Consider the following 13,904-nt stretch of genomic DNA (forward strand, 5'->3'; position numbering starts at 1 on the left):
TTGTCGTTTTCAGCGCCCAAAACGACAACTATTGCCAGCCAGTTGGGTGGTCGCCTCAGGAATGCGTGGGTTCCTCCACCAGTGCCGTGGCGATGCTGTCCGCGTCCTCGAGCGCCGCGAGGTACCGTTCCGCGTCGAGGGCTGCGGCGCATCCGCTGCCCGCGGCGGTGATGGCCTGCCGGTAGCGGTGGTCCACGGCGTCGCCGCAGGCAAAGACGCCGCGCAGGTTGGTGACAGTGGTGGGGGAGGCCACCTTGATGTAGCCCTCGTCGTCCAGCTCCACCTGCCCGGTGAGCAGTTCCGTGCGCGGCACGTGGCCGATGGCCACGAAGATCCCGGTGGCCGCGTGTTCCCGCTTCTCCCCGCTGCGGGTATCGCGCAGCGTGACGCCGGTGACCTTGGCGTTGCCGTGGATGGCGGTGACGGCGGAGTTCCAGGCGAAGCTGATCTTGGGGTTGTCCTTGGCGCGCTGGGCCATGATCCGGGAGGCGCGCAGCTCTTCGCGGCGCACGACGACGGTCACGGACTTCGCGAAGCGCGTCAGGAACGTCGCTTCCTCCATGGCGGAGTCGCCGCCGCCCACCACGATGATGTCCTGCTCGCGGAAGAAGAAGCCGTCGCAGGTGGCGCACCAGGAGACGCCGTGGCCGCTGAGCTTCTTTTCCTCGGGGAGGCCGAGTTCCTTGTACGCCGACCCGGTGGCGAGGATGACGGCGGGCGCCGCATACGTCTCCCCGGCTCCGATGGCCACGCGCTTGAGGTGGCCTTTCAGCTCCACCGACACGGCGTCGTCGAACACTATCTTGGCGCCGAACTTCTCGGCCTGCTCCTGGAGCCCGTCCATCAGTTCGGGGCCCTGGATGCCGCCCGGAAAACCGGGGAAGTTCTCCACTTCGGTGGTGTTCATGAGGGCGCCGCCGGCGGTGACGGCGCCGGCAACCACCAGGGGTTCAAGGCCGGCGCGGGCCGCGTAGATGGCGGCGGTGTAGCCGGCGGGGCCGGACCCGATGATGATCAGCTGTTCGGTGCTCATGGTGCCAGTGGAGCAAGAACCGCGCGTCCGATCAAGGGGTGTGGGGGATGATGGAGAACATGCCGCGTAAACCTGTTGCCCGGGACGCCGTCCTGGATGCCTTCGAAGCCCTCCTGATCGACGAGGGGGAGCGGGCCGCCACCCTGGACGCCGTGGCCAAGCGGGCCGGCGTCTCCAAGGGCGGCCTGCTCTACCACTTCCCCAACAAGGAGGCGATGATCGGCGCCCTCCTCGAACGGCTCGACCGGCTGGCGGAGGCGGACATCAACGCGATGAAGTCCGCCCCGGAAGGTGCGGCGGTGTACTTCGTCAAGTCGTCGCTCTGGGACGACACTCCCATGGACCGGGTGTTCGTGGCGGCGACCCGGCTGGCTGAAGTCGCCCACGAGGAAACCCGCCGGCGCTTCGCGGGGATCCAGCAGCAATGGCTGGACGTGCTCGCCGAAGAGATCGGCCCGGACCTGGCCAAGGCCGTCCGCTATATGGGCGACGGGCTGTACTTCAACGCCATGCTCGAAGGCAGCCACGGGGAAGCCGCCGCCCACCGGGAGGCCGATGTCGAGGCCCTGATTTCCGCCGTCGAGATCCTCCGCAAGGGCTGAACGGGCCGCGGGCCGCTGCCCCGTCACGGCGGCCCCGGAAGACATTTGCGAACCGGTCCGCTCCATAGGACAATTGAGCCCTGTGGCAACCATCACCGGTTGCTGCGCGTAGCAAGACACACAAGTGAATACGCCTCTGATCTGCGGCGGGAGAGTCCTGCAGACACGTGATGCAGGCGCCGTAGGAGCAAATCCTCCCCAGGAATCTCTCAGGCCCATGTACCGCCGCAGCAAGGCAACTCTGGAAAGCAGCACGCTGTCCCTGCGGGACAAAGGGCTCACCGACGGTGCAAGCAGATTCGTCTGCGGAATCTCTCAGGTCCAAGACAGAGCGGGGAGGAACCCAACCACTGTGGCGTACCCAGCGCCCTCTTCGTCAATGGAGTTCCTTCGTGACTGTTAGTTCAGCATCAACCACCTTCGTGGACCGGCATATCGGCGCCCGCCGCCAAGCCGATATCGACCACATGCTCAAGACCGTCGGCTATGACAGCGTCGACTCGCTCGTGGACACCGCAGTTCCCAATGACATCCGCCAGGAAACCGCCCTCTCCCTCGGGAAGGCCCTGAGCGAGGTCGAGGTGCTGGCCGAGCTGCGCAAGCTCGCCGCCAAGAACAAGACCGCCGTGCAGATGATCGGTCAGGGCTACTACGACACCGTGACCCCTCCGGTGATCCGCCGCAACATCCTCGAAGCCCCGGCCTGGTACACGGCCTACACCCCGTACCAGCCGGAAATCTCCCAGGGCCGTCTCGAAGCCCTGCTGAACTTCCAGACCATGGTGGAGGACCTCACGGGCCTGCCCATCGCCAACGCCTCGCTGCTGGACGAAGCCACCGCCGTCGCCGAGGCCGTGCTGCTCATGCGCCGCGCCAACAAGAACAAGGCCGCAGCAGCCGGCAAGACCGTCGTGGATGCGGACGTCCTGCCGCAGACCATCGCGATTGTGCAGGGCCGCGCCGAGGCGCTTGGCTTCGAGGTTGAGGTCGCCGATCTCTCCAAGGGCCTGCCCGACGGCGACATCAACGGCATCGTGCTGCAGCAGCCCGGCGTGTCCGGCCGGGTCTGGGACCAGACTGAGGTCATCGCCGCCGCCAAGGAGCGTGGTGCGCTTGTCACCGTCGCAGCCGACCTGCTGGCTCTGACCCTCATCACCCCTCCGGGCGAGCAGGGCGCGGACATCGCCGTCGGCACCGCCCAGCGCTTCGGCGTCCCGCTGTTCTTCGGGGGTCCGCACGCCGCTTACATGGCCGTGCACAAGGGCCTCGAGCGCCAGCTCCCGGGCCGTATCGTCGGCGTGTCCAAGGACAACGCCGGAGTCCCGGCCTACCGCCTGGCCCTGCAGACCCGTGAGCAGCACATCCGCCGCGAGAAGGCCACCTCCAACATCTGCACCGCGCAGGCGCTGCTGGCCATCACCGCCTCGATGTACGCCGTCTACCACGGCCCGGACGGGCTGAAGGCCATCGCCGAAACCGTGCACGGCAACGCCCGCACCCTGGCCGCCACCCTGCAGGCCGCCGGCCGCGAACTGGTCAGCGGGTCCTTCTTCGACACCATCACCGTCAAGGTGCCGGGCAAGGCCGAGCAGGCCATCGCCGCGGCTGAGGCACGCGGCATCAACCTGCGCCGCATCGACGCCGACACCGTGGGTGTCTCCGTGGATGAGACCACGACGCCGGAGGTCCTCTCCGCGGTCGCCGTCGCTTTCGGTGCCGGCCCGTTGGTTTCCGCCACCGAAAGTGATGCGTCCGCGCTCGAGCTGCCGGCCGCCGTCGTGCGCAGCTCCGACTACCTTCAGCACCCGGTGTTCAACACCCACCGCTCCGAAACCCAGTTGCTGCGCTACATCCGCAAGCTCTCCGACCGCGACCTGGCGCTGGACCGCACCATGATCCCGCTGGGCTCGTGCACCATGAAGCTGAACGCCACCGCCGAGATGGAAGCCATCTCCTGGCCGGAATTCGCCTCGATCCACCCCTTCGCCCCGGAATCCCAGACCGCCGGCTGGCGTGAACTGATCGAAGGCCTGGAAGCGGACCTGTCCACCATCACCGGCTACGACCAGGTCTCCATCCAGCCCAACGCCGGCTCCCAGGGCGAGCTCGCGGGCCTGCTGGCGATCCGCGGCTACCACCTGTCGCGCGGCGACGAACAGCGCAACGTCTGCCTCATCCCGGCCTCGGCCCACGGCACCAACGCCGCGTCCGCCGTCCTGGCCGGCATGAAGGTGGTTGTTGTGGCCACCACCGCCGAGGGCCTGATCGACCACGATGACCTGCAGGCCAAGATCGACGCCAACAAGGACGTGCTGTCCTGCATCATGATCACCTACCCGTCCACCCACGGCGTGTACGACGGCGACGTCCGCGAAGTCTGCGACGCCGTGCACGCGGCCGGCGGCCAGGTGTACGTCGACGGCGCCAACCTCAACGCCCTCGTCGGCCTTGCCCAGCCGGGCAAGTTCGGCGGCGACGTCTCGCACCTGAACCTGCACAAGACCTTCTGCATCCCGCACGGCGGCGGCGGCCCGGGCGTCGGCCCGGTCGCAGCCAAGGCCCACCTGGCACCGTTCATGCCGAGCGACGCCAACAAGTCCGCGCACGAGGACGGCCACGGCGTGGCGATCTCCGCCTCGCGCTACGGTTCCGCCGGCGTGCTGCCGATTTCCTGGGCGTACGTGAAGCTCATGGGCGGCGAAGGCCTCACCGAAGCCACCAAGTCCGCGCTGCTGGCCGCCAACTACGTGGCCGCCCGCCTCAACGAGTACTTCCCGGTCCTCTACACCGGCGAAGGCGGACTCGTGGCCCACGAGTGCATCCTGGACCTGCGCGAACTGACCTCCCGCACCGGCGTCACCGCCGAGGACGTGGCCAAGCGCCTCATCGACTTCGGCTTCCACGCACCCACCCTCGCGTTCCCGGTGGCCGGCACCCTGATGGTCGAACCCACCGAGTCCGAGGACCTGGGCGAGATCGACCGCTTCATCGAGGCCATGATCACCATCCGCGCCGAGATCGAACAGGTCGCCGCCGGCGACTTCACGGTGGAGGACTCCCCGCTGCGTAACGCCCCGCACACCGCGGCCGCCGTCGTGTCTTCGGACTGGAAGCGCGAATACCCGCGCGAGCAGGCCGTCTTCCCGGTCAAGTCGCTCAAGCAGGACAAGTACTTCCCGCCGGTCGGACGCATCGACGGTGCCGCAGGTGACCGCAACCTGGTCTGCGCGTGCCCGCCGATCTCCGAGTTCGAGAACTAAGCCGGAACCGCAAAGGACATTCACATGAGCAAGCACACTGCCCTTTACGGCACCCATGAAGCACTTGGGGCTTCCTTCACGGACTTCGGCGGCTGGCAGATGCCGCTGAAGTACACCTCCGAACTGGCCGAGCACCACGCCGTCCGCCAGGCCGCCGGCCTGTTCGACCTCTCCCACATGGGCGAGGTCTGGGTCACCGGCCCGGACGCCGGCGCGTTCCTGGACTACGCCCTGGTGGGCAAGCTGTCCGCCGTCGTGGACGGGAAAGCGAAGTACTCGCTGATCTGCAACCCCGACGGCGGCATCATCGACGACCTCATCACGTACCGTTTCGGTGCGGAGAAGTACCTCGTGGTCCCCAACGCGGGCAACGCCCCGACTGTCGCGGCGGAACTCGCCGCCCGTGCCGAAGGTTTCGACGTCGTGGTGGAGGACGCTTCCGATACCACCTCCCTGATCGCCGTGCAGGGCCCGAACGCCGAAGCCATCCTGCTGAAAATCACAGGCGACTCCCAGCATGACCTGGTTACCGGGTTGAAGTACTACGCCTTCACCGAAGTCACCGTTGCCGGCCACGACGTCATCCTGGCCCGCACCGGCTACACCGGTGAGGACGGCTTCGAGCTGTTCCTGCCCAACGGGGAAGCCGCGGCCCTGTGGGCCTCCATCACCGAGGCCGGCGCCGGCCTGGGCCTGATCCCGTGCGGCCTGGCCTGCCGCGACTCGCTGCGCCTGGAAGCCGGCATGCCGCTGTACGGCAACGAGCTCTCCCTCGAAGGCAACCCCTTCGAGGCGGGCTTCGGCCAGGTGGTGGCGCTGTCCAAGGAAGGCGACTTCGTCGGCAAGGAGGCCCTCGCGGCGCTCAAGGCTGCCGGTGCCGGGACCACGTCGGGCCGGCGCCTGGTTGGCCTGAAGGGCCTGGGCCGGCGCGCCGCCCGCGGCCACTACCCGGTGCTGAAGGACGGCGCCGTGATCGGCGAGGTGACCTCCGGCCAGCCGTCCCCGACGCTCGGTTACCCGGTTGCCCTGGCGTACGTCGACGTCGAGCATTCCGCCATCGGCACCGCCCTGGAAGCGGACCTTCGCGGCAAGGCGGAACCCTTCGAAGTCGTCGCGCTGCCGTTCTACAAGCGCGCCAAGTAGACCCGACCTAGACCACAAGTTTCGAACGTAAAGGAAAATGAACATGGCAAAAGTTGCAGCTGGACTCCAGTACTCGGAGGAACACGAATGGGTTGCCCGCGAAGACGGCAACGTTGTGTCCGTAGGGATCTCCGCCGTGGCCACTGACGCCCTCGGCGACATCGTCTACGTGGACCTGCCCGAGGTCGGCTCCACCGTCACCGCCGGCGAAACCTGCGGCGAGGTCGAGTCCACCAAGTCCGTGTCCGACCTGTACTCCCCGGTGACCGGCGAGGTCACTGAACTGAACACCACCGCCGTCGACGATCCTGCCGTGATCAACAGCGACCCCTACGGTGCCGGCTGGCTCTTCAAGGTGGCGGCCGTGTCCGACGGCCCCCTGCTCTCCGCCGAGGAATACGCTGCCAAGAACGGAGGCGAACTGTGAGCACCGCTGCTGGAACCGCCGCCTTCGAACAGGTCGTTTCCCCGTCCCTGGACGCCCTGCTGTCCGAGCTGGACCCGGAAATCGCCGCGAAGATCGACGACGAACTGGGCCGCCAGCGCGGCGGCCTGGAAATGATCGCCTCGGAGAACCACACCGCCGTGGCTGTCATGCAGGCCCAGGGCTCGGTGCTGACCAACAAGTACGCCGAGGGCTACCCGGGCAAGCGCTACTACGGCGGCTGCGAGCACGTGGACGTCATCGAGCAGCTGGCCATCGACCGCGTCAAGGCCCTGTTCGGTGCCGAGTACGCGAACGTGCAGCCGCACTCCGGTGCGCAGGCCAACGCCTCCGTGATGCACGCCCTCATCAAGCCGGGCGACACCATCATGGGCCTGAACCTGGCCCACGGCGGCCACCTGACCCATGGCATGCGGATCAACTTCTCCGGCAAGCTGTACAACGTGGTGCCCTACGGCGTGCGCGAAGACAGCCACACGGTGGACATGGCCGAAGTCGAGGCCCTGGCCCTGGAGCACAAGCCGGCCCTGATCGTCGCCGGCTGGTCCGCCTACGCCCGCCAGCTGGACTTCGCCGAGTTCCGCCGCATCGCGGACCTGGTGGGTGCCTACCTGATGGTGGACATGGCGCACTTCGCCGGCCTGGTTGCCGCAGGGCTGCACCCGAGCCCGGTGCCGCACGCCCACGTCGTCACCAGCACCACGCACAAGACCCTTGCCGGTCCGCGCGGTGGCATCATCCTGAGCAACGACGCCGAGATCGCCAAGAAGATCAACAGCGCCGTCTTCCCGGGACAGCAGGGCGGCCCGCTGGAGCACGTCATCGCCGGCAAGGCCGTGGCCTTCAAGATCGCCGCTTCGGAAGAGTTCAAGGAGCGCCAGGCCCGCGTGCTGGCCGGTTCCCGGATCCTGGCCGAGCGCCTGGTCCAGCCGGACGTCGCAGCCAAGGGGATCTCCGTGGTCTCCGGCGGCACCGACGTGCACCTGGTCCTGGTGGACCTGCGCAACTGCGAACTCGACGGCCAGCAGGCCGAGGACCGGCTCGCCGCGATCGACATCACGGTCAACCGCAACGCCGTGCCCTTCGACCCGCGCCCGCCGATGGTCACCTCCGGCCTGCGGATCGGCACCCCGGCCCTGGCCACCCGCGGTTTCGGCGAAGCAGCCTTCCGTGAAGTCGCGGACATCATCGCCGAAGCGCTGATCGCCGACGCCGACGCAGACCTTTCGGCCCTGCGCCACCGCGTCGAGGTCCTCGCCGAAGCACACCCGCTTTACCCGGCTGTCGCCAACCTCGGCTGACAACCAACGACCTTCCAAGCCAACAGCATGCCGTTCCACACGACGTGCTGTTGGCAACCGTTGGGGCCGGTATCCGGAAGCGTGCGTCCAAGGGAGCATCACGTCCGCGCAGCGGGCGTCTTTGCGACCGAGCACGCGGAGGATGCCGGTTCCAACGGAACCCGAGAAGTAACCATCTAGTTAGGAACCGACATGGCTGTTGGCGTCTTTGACCTCTTTACTGTTGGCCTTGGGCCCTCGAGTTCCCACACCGTGGGGCCGATGCGGGCTGCCGCGGTGTTCGCGGGGGAACTGAAGGACAGCGGCAAGCTCGCGCAGGTCGCCTCGCTGCGGGTGGACCTGTACGGGTCGCTCGCCGCCACCGGCCATGGCCACGGAACCATGACGGCCATCCTGCTGGGCCTGGAGGGCTACTACCCCGAGGTGATCCTGCCCGAAGAGGTCGAGGAACGCCTCGCCGCGATCGCGGACACCGGAACCCTGCACCTGGCCGGCTCCCAGGATCCCGACGGCGGCGTGGCCCTGCCGTACGGCGTGTCCGACATGGTGCTGCGCCCCCTCACCGTGCTGCCCCGCCACACGAACGGTATGACCTTCACGGTCAGGGACGCCGACGGCGAGGTGCTGCACGCCGCCACGTTCTTCTCCGTGGGCGGCGGCTTCATTGTGCGCGAGGGTGAGGAGGACGCCGCGCAGAAGGAGCTGGACGAGTCCAAGAAGGAACTCCCGCTGCCGTTCCGCACCGCAGCTGAACTGCTCGGCCACTGCGCCTCCAAGGGCCTGGGCATTTCCGAAATCATGCTCCTCAACGAGCTCGCCTCCCGTTCCGAGGAGGAAATCCGTGAAGGCCTGCTGCACATCTGGTCCGTTATGGAAGGCTGCGTCCAAAAGTCGATCAAGCGCGAAGGCGTGCTGCCCGGCGGACTGAAGGTCCGCCGTCGGGCCCCCGACTGGCATGACCGCCTCCTGAAGGAGGACAAGGACAACGACCCCAAGTACTGGCAGGAATGGGTCAACCTGATCGCCTTGGCCGTGAACGAGGAGAACGCCTCGGGCGGCCGGGTCGTCACCGCGCCCACCAACGGTGCCGCGGGTATCATCCCTGCGGTGCTCTACTACGCCCTGCACTTCGCCCCGGGCATGGACAAAGCCAGCCAGGAGGACCGCGACGACGTGGTCGTGAAGTTCCTGCTGGCTGCCGGTGCCGTGGGTGTGCTCTACAAGGAGCAGGCCTCCATTTCCGGGGCAGAAGTGGGTTGCCAGGGCGAGGTCGGTTCGGCGTCGTCCATGGCTGCGGCCGGCCTGGCGGAGGTCATGGGCGGCACCCCGGCGCAGGTGGAAAACGCCGCCGAAATCGCCATGGAGCACAACCTGGGCCTGACCTGCGACCCCATCGGCGGCCTGGTGCAGATCCCGTGCATCGAACGCAACGCGATTGCCGCGGCGAAGGCCATCAACGCCGCCAAGATGGCTCTGTGGGGCGACGGCTCGCACCGGGTGTCCTTGGACGAGGTCATCGTCACCATGCGGGAAACCGGCAAGGACATGAGCTCCAAGTACAAGGAAACCGCGATGGGCGGCCTGGCCGTCAACGTGGTGGAGTGCTGACGCTGTTTATCGCCTGACCCCTGTTTATTGTCAGGGGTGGGTGCCATGCTTTTTCCCATGAGCGGGGGATACGACAGCGGGTTCCTGCGGGCCGGCCTTGAGCTGCCCAGTCCGTCGGTGACGACGATTCTTCTGGACTACACGCACTTCTCGGTGCGGCTCCGTCCTGACCGGAAACTTGCGGCGATTGTCGGGGTCAACATCAACGGCAAGGAGCTGGAGGCCTTGGCCCGGGAAGGAACCTGGCACTTCGATTCCAGGGTGCCCAAGGAACAACAGGCCGGCCCTGAGGTCTACAAGAACAACGCCTTCGACCGCGGCCACCTGGTGCGCCGCCTGGACCCGGTGTGGGGCGACGAGGCCACGGCCCGGACGGCCAATCAGGACACCTTCGCATTCACCAACGCGGCCCCGCAGATCGACGACTTCAACCAGGGCAAGCAGCTGTGGGTGGGGCTTGAAGACCATGTGCTGGGGCACGCGGACACCTACGACGCCAGGCTGAGCGTCTTCACCGGACCGGTCTTCCGGGACGACGATCCGCCGTACCGCGGGGTGCACGTGCCCCGGAAGTTCTGGAAGATCGCCGCATGGACCAACGAGGCCGAACTCGGCGCCGTCGGTTTCGTGGTGGACCAGACCTCCCTGCTGGACAAAGTGGAGCTGGAGAAAGCCACCCGCAAGCGGTTGCTGGAGGACGAGCCGCCCCCGCTCGGTCCTTTCCGCACGTTCCAGGTGCCCATCCAGGAAATCGCGGACCTGACCGGCCTGTCCCTTGACGGGCTCGTCGACGCCGACCGCCTCGCCCGCGGGCAGCGCGCCTTGGGCGAGAAGCCCAAGGCCGTGTTCCTGGAGAGCGCCGCCCAGATCAGGCTGTAGGCGGGACGCCCGGCGGGCGGCGTCGTCGGGTGCCGATAGACTTGTGGCTGCGCTTCTCCTGTACGCGACTGATTGGACACGGCCCCCTTGCGAGAATTCACCGCCCGCTTTGCCACTGCCGAGGAAATTGCCAACTGGGATGCCTTGGTGACAGCCAACCCGAACGGCGGAAACCTCCTGCAGTCCGAGGCCTTCGCCGAGGTGAAGCAGCACTACGGCTGGAAGCCCCTCCACCTGGCCTACGAAGGCCCGGACTACACCAGCTACAACCTGGTCCTGGAGAAGTCCTTCCCGGTGCTGGGCAAGCTCTGGTACCTCATCAAGGGCCCCGACGTTGCCGAAGTGGCGGACATCGCCGGCATCGTCCATGCCAACGCGGAGTTCGTGAAGCGCAGCAAGGCCGGAGTGTTCGCCATCAAGATCGAACCGGACATCGTGCTCACCGACGAGGCCCGTTCGGCCATCGATGCCACCGGGCTCGTCAAGACGCCCAACCTGCAGCCGAACGATTCCACGGCGCTCCTGGACATCTCCCTTGAGGAGCAGCCGCTGCTCCGCACCCTCCACTCCCGCGGCCGCAACGCCGTGCGCCGGGCCATCCGCGAAGGCGTCGAGGTGCTCAACATGGACCCCACGGAGGAGAACTTCCGCGCCATGTACGGGCTCATGACCAACACAGTGGAAGCCAAGTCCCAGGTGCGGGTCCGCGAGTTCGACTACTACAACCGCTTCTGGACCAACTTCATCAAGCGCGACCAGGGCCGGCTGCTGTTCGTCTATGAAAACGGCGTCCCCTCCGTGGGTGCCTTCGTGATCAACTACGGCCGCAAGGGCACCTACAAGGACGGCGGGTCCCTGCAGCAGCGCGGCCAGTACGGCGACTCGCACCTGGTGCAGTGGACCGCCATCAACCAGGTCAAGGAGCTGGGCTGCACCGAGTACGACTTCTGCGGCACGCCGCCGGCGGACAAGGTCAAGGACAGCTCCCACCCCTTCCACGGCCTGGGCCTGTTCAAGACCAGCTTCAGCAAGACGGTCACGGACTTCGTGGGATGCTACGACCAGGTCCTCAGCCCCCTGAAATACAAACTCTGGACCGTTGCAGGAGAGCGGATCGCCCGCCAGCTCTACACGCGCCGCACCGGGCAGCAGTTTTACTAGAATCGCAGCAGCAAGCCGCTGCATGGCCTTGATGGCCGCACAACCTGGAGGAAGACCCGCTTGACCGACCGCCCTGAAAACAAGTCGGACGCAGGCAGCCGGCCCCAGACGGACGGACTGCCCAAGACCCAGCCGATCCGCCCCTCGCAGGTCCAGCAGAACATCAGCGCCCGGCGGATGCTCCGGCGGCTGGTGCAGGGCGAAAACCCGCCCACTGCTCCGCTGAGCATCGTGGACCGGCTCGCCGGCAGCCCGTATGCGAACCCGACCATCCAGGTGGGCGGGGTGGATGCCTCCGCCCGGAAGACCATCGACTTCGCGCTGCACCTGGCCGAGACGATGTTCCGTTACGGTGCCGGCGCCTTGGAAGTGGAAACCAGCATCATCGCTGTGACCGCCTCCCTTGGCCTGAAGTACATCGAGGTGGATATCACCAACCAGTCGGTGGCCATCAACTACTCGCCCAAGGACCAGACCCCCTTGACCCTGATCCGGGTGGTGCGTTCCTGGACCAACAACTATGCCGGGCTGGCCCAAGTGCACCAGTTGGTCTCCGACATCGTGGCCGGGGGCGTGGGCCGCGACGAAGCTGTCCGCCGCCTGAACGACATCATCCGCAAGAGCAAGCCCTTCCCGCGCTGGATGGTCACTGTGGCTTTCGGTGTGTTCGCAGCGGCCTTCGTCGGAGTGCTGGGCGGGGGGCCCGGGGCTTCAGCGCTCGCCTTCCTCTCGAACCTGCTCGTCAGCCTCCTTGCCCGGCAGCTCGGGCGCTGGCGGACTCCCGATTTCTATGTGACGGCGGCGTGTGCCTTCCTGGTGACCTTCATCGCCGTCATGCTCCGCTGGGCCGGGGCGGACATCGCCCCCTCGATCGTGGTGGCGGGCGGCATCCTGCTGCTCTTGCCCACGGGCCGGCTCGTCTCCTCGGTGCAGGACGCCATCAACGGCTTTCCTGTCACGGCGGCCGGGCGTTTCCTATCCACGATCCTGACCTTCGGCGCCATCGTGGCCGGCATCGCCGTCGCCCTCGTCCTGGGCGACCGCCTCGGCAGCCAGGCGATCGACGTCACCCAAACCTTCCCGGACGCCTATCCTTTGTGGGCGCAGGCGCTCCTGATCGGCCTCGCGGTCGTGGCGATCGGCATCACGGAACAGACCCAGCTGAAGTTGCTGCTGCCGACGGCGGCAGTTGGCTTGGTGGGCTTCTTCGTGCTGTGGGGCGCCACGGCGCTGGGGCTCGGGGGCCGGTTGTCGCCGGCCCTGTCCGCCGTGGTGATCGGCTTGCTGGCCCGCATTGTGGCCCTCCGGCTCGGTGCGCCGCAGCTGGTGGTGGCTGTTCCGGCCGCGTTGATCCTGTTGCCCGGCCTGACCATATTCCGTTCGATGTATGTGTTGACGATCGAGGAAGCGGACATCCTTGCCGGGACCGGGGGCATGCTCAATGCCGGGGCGATCGTCCTGGCAACCGCCGCGGGAATCGTGCTCGGCGACAACCTCGCGCGTCCGCTGACCAGGAACCTGGCCAGCAACGAGCGGCGCAGGGTCCGCCGTCGCCGGTAAGGCGCGCAGCGGTGCCACAGCGGTGGTGAGCCGCCGCCAACCGCCGTCGGACGGCTAGAGGATCTGGCCTACCGGGAGCTTCTTTTCAGCCTGGAACTGGTCCTCTACCCGGCCCTGAGCCCAGTAGCCGGAAAGCGACACCTGGCCGCGCTCCAATTCATGCTCGCGGAAGAATATGTCGCGCAGGCCCTTCATGTAGCCGCGCTCTCCGTGGGCGAAGACGTGGACGCGTCCGGGCAGCCACTCGGCGTTGCGCACGGCATCGAGCAGGAAGCTGCCGGAGCCGGCGGGTACTCCCTCGCGGAAGAGCCAGGAAAGTTCGACGCCGGCCGGCGCCTTGATCTCCAGCACGTCGCGTTCGCTGTCCACTTCGAGGAACGCCAGGCCCTTGGCATCGGCCGGGAGGGACTCGATCGAGGCGGCGATGGCCGGCAGCGCGGCGTCGTCTCCTGCGAAGAGGTGCCAGTCCGCCGCGGGATCCGGGTTGTAGGCGCCGCCTGGGCCGGTGAAGACCAGGCTGTCGCCGGGCTTGGCCTGCAGCGCCCACGGCCCGGCCAGTCCCTCGTCGCCGTGGACCACGAAGTCGACTGCCAGTTCCTGTGCCTCTTCGTCCACCCACCGCACGGTGTAGGTGCGGGTGTAGGGCCACTGCTCCCGCGGCATGGTGTCCCGGATCTTCCACAGGTCCAGCGGTTCTTCGTAGGCGACGCCGGGCTGCGGGAACACGATCTTGACGTAGCGGTCCACGAAGTCGTTGTTCACGTAGCCGGCGAATCCGGGACCGCCGGCAATGACTCGCACCAAGTGCGGCGACAGCTGTTCGGTGCGCAGCACGGTCAGGTTGACCTGCGGGCGGGAGGTACGGTTCGCGGAGGAGGTGGCCGGAAGGAAAGTCACCCGTTAAGCCTAAGG

Annotated in this window: 11 protein-coding genes and 2 riboswitches; of the genes, 9 read left to right on the top strand and 2 right to left on the bottom strand. The window is 67.2% G+C overall.

The window, feature by feature from the left end; translation table 11 throughout:
- Nucleotides 1-55: 55 nt before the first annotated feature.
- Nucleotides 56-1,033 (bottom strand): thioredoxin-disulfide reductase, encoded by a 978-nt coding sequence (trxB, locus tag D3654_RS09055; protein ID WP_120521173.1) that lies wholly within the window; start codon nucleotides 1,031-1,033, stop codon nucleotides 56-58.
- Nucleotides 1,034-1,092: 59 nt separating this feature from the next.
- Here trxB and D3654_RS09060 point away from each other — a divergent pair, with 59 nt between their 5' ends.
- From D3654_RS09060 to D3654_RS09100, 9 genes are all read left to right on the top strand, one after another.
- The gene (locus tag D3654_RS09060) at nucleotides 1,093-1,635 is read left to right on the top strand and encodes a TetR/AcrR family transcriptional regulator (protein ID WP_120521208.1); all 543 of its coding nucleotides are present in this window, start codon (nucleotides 1,093-1,095) and stop codon (nucleotides 1,633-1,635) included.
- A 137-nt stretch (nucleotides 1,636-1,772) separates the two neighbouring features.
- A riboswitch (glycine riboswitch) is annotated at nucleotides 1,773-1,870 on the top strand.
- Nucleotide 1,871: 1 nt separating this feature from the next.
- A riboswitch (glycine riboswitch) is annotated at nucleotides 1,872-1,975 on the top strand.
- A gap of 52 nt (nucleotides 1,976-2,027) precedes the next feature.
- Nucleotides 2,028-4,895 (top strand): aminomethyl-transferring glycine dehydrogenase, encoded by a 2,868-nt coding sequence (gcvP, locus tag D3654_RS09065; RefSeq protein WP_120521174.1) that lies wholly within the window; start codon nucleotides 2,028-2,030, stop codon nucleotides 4,893-4,895.
- Nucleotides 4,896-4,919: 24 nt separating this feature from the next.
- Nucleotides 4,920-6,038: a glycine cleavage system aminomethyltransferase GcvT gene (gene gcvT / locus D3654_RS09070; protein ID WP_120521175.1), complete on the top strand. Its 1,119-nt coding sequence runs from the start codon at nucleotides 4,920-4,922 to the stop codon at nucleotides 6,036-6,038.
- A 43-nt stretch (nucleotides 6,039-6,081) separates the two neighbouring features.
- Entirely contained in the window at nucleotides 6,082-6,465 is a 384-nt protein-coding gene (gene gcvH, locus D3654_RS09075) for a glycine cleavage system protein GcvH (RefSeq protein WP_120521209.1), read from the top strand.
- Entirely contained in the window at nucleotides 6,462-7,784 is a 1,323-nt protein-coding gene (gene glyA / locus D3654_RS09080) for a serine hydroxymethyltransferase (protein WP_120521176.1), read from the top strand. Before gcvH ends, glyA begins: the two co-directional genes overlap by 4 nt.
- 192 nt (nucleotides 7,785-7,976) lie before the next feature.
- On the top strand, nucleotides 7,977-9,392 hold the full coding sequence (locus D3654_RS09085) for an L-serine ammonia-lyase (protein WP_120521177.1): 1,416 nt from the start codon (nucleotides 7,977-7,979) through the stop codon (nucleotides 9,390-9,392).
- Nucleotides 9,393-9,449: 57 nt separating this feature from the next.
- Complete coding sequence (locus D3654_RS09090; RefSeq protein WP_120521178.1) at nucleotides 9,450-10,271, top strand: DNA/RNA non-specific endonuclease; 822 nt, start codon at nucleotides 9,450-9,452, stop codon at nucleotides 10,269-10,271.
- Nucleotides 10,272-10,358: 87 nt separating this feature from the next.
- Nucleotides 10,359-11,432 (top strand): lipid II:glycine glycyltransferase FemX, encoded by a 1,074-nt coding sequence (locus D3654_RS09095; protein WP_120521179.1) that lies wholly within the window; start codon nucleotides 10,359-10,361, stop codon nucleotides 11,430-11,432.
- A gap of 60 nt (nucleotides 11,433-11,492) precedes the next feature.
- Entirely contained in the window at nucleotides 11,493-12,992 is a 1,500-nt protein-coding gene (locus tag D3654_RS09100; protein ID WP_120521180.1) for a threonine/serine exporter family protein, read from the top strand.
- A gap of 54 nt (nucleotides 12,993-13,046) precedes the next feature.
- Here the strand turns inward: D3654_RS09100 and D3654_RS09105 are convergent, their stop codons facing one another.
- Entirely contained in the window at nucleotides 13,047-13,889 is an 843-nt protein-coding gene (locus tag D3654_RS09105; protein WP_120521181.1) for a siderophore-interacting protein, read from the bottom strand.
- Nucleotides 13,890-13,904: the final 15 nt, after the last annotated feature.

The sequence above is a fragment of the Arthrobacter celericrescens genome, from assembly GCF_003614925.1.
Lineage (GTDB): Bacteria > Actinomycetota > Actinomycetes > Actinomycetales > Micrococcaceae > Arthrobacter > Arthrobacter celericrescens.